1 protein-coding gene and 1 pseudogene are annotated in these 1,022 nt (G+C 29.4%); one reads left to right on the top strand and one right to left on the bottom strand.

Features of this window, described 5'->3' with window-relative positions; all coding sequences use genetic code 11:
* Window positions 1–224 precede the first annotated feature (224 nt).
* On the top strand, window positions 225–386 hold the full coding sequence (locus ARSQ2_RS12165) for a hypothetical protein (protein ID WP_238334237.1): 162 nt from the start codon (window positions 225–227) through the stop codon (window positions 384–386).
* A 337-nt stretch (window positions 387–723) separates the two neighbouring features.
* Here ARSQ2_RS12165 and ARSQ2_RS14440 read toward each other — a convergent pair.
* Window positions 724–804: pseudogene (locus ARSQ2_RS14440) on the bottom strand (PTS transporter subunit EIIB); the annotation flags it as partial.
* Window positions 805–1,022 lie beyond the last annotated feature (218 nt).

Genomic DNA, 1,022 nt, shown 5'->3' with positions numbered 1-1,022 from the left:
GCGATACAGATGCAGAGCCAATCCGAAATTGCTTCGCTGTTTCTCGGATACTCAATCCTTCTTCTTACATCGTAAATATCGCTTTACGTCTAAAATCAATTGAATAGCTCATATAAATAATGTCATCAAAATTAAGTCGCTTAGCTATAATTCCCAGAATAATACCTATAGCTGGGCGACTTTAAAATGATTACAAGTAATTACTCTATATCATTAAATTTATATTGGAGAAAAACATATATTTTGTAATCAAAATTAAGTCGCTTAGCTATAGTATTGGCGTTCCGCCTATTTTTTTACTGTTGAGCAGCAAATTGCTACCGGTAAAAAATAAAAAAGAGCCTCACAAGGCAACAAAAGAAAATCATAAATCGGTTTTAGTGTAGGATAAAATGCCATTAATGGCTTATTTTTTACTATTGGCATTTCACCTAAAACATTCCTCAAGCCTAACAACAAACCGCCACAAATTAGCGCAGGCAGCAGTGGGAAGAAAATTTCAGCTAGATTAGTAATAACCGCGTCCAAAGTTTTGTCTTTTTTTTTAATCGCTATTTTGGGCGCTTTTTTATCGTCATCACCTGTTGAGATATCAAATTGGTGTTGAATTGCTTTATAATATTTGTCTACATTGGTACCAATGACAATTACAAATTGTCCTGCTTGATTAAAAAAACCTTTAACTTCTGGTAGTTTTTTAAAATCCTCTATATTTACCTTTTCTGGTTCATGTAAAATAAAACTTAATCGAGCAAAACAGTGGGTAAAACTATTTACATTATTTTTGCCACCAATCGTAGAAATAATCTTGTTAAGATGAATATGATTTATTGTGATTTTTTAACATAGTTTTAATGATTTTTCTTTTTACATAAAAAAATATCTCATTAATAATCATATTACATAGAGATCAATCACAAAAATAGACATAAAATCAATTGAATAAATTTTTTTGAAAATTTATTATTTATGTTGAAAATATAATAGTAATTTCCACGATTTTAATAAGTATTGGCTAGTAT

It is taken from the genome of Arsenophonus endosymbiont of Bemisia tabaci Q2 (assembly GCF_902713415.1).
GTDB lineage: Bacteria > Pseudomonadota > Gammaproteobacteria > Enterobacterales > Enterobacteriaceae > Arsenophonus.
This window is presented reverse-complemented; position numbering and strand designations above follow the sequence as displayed.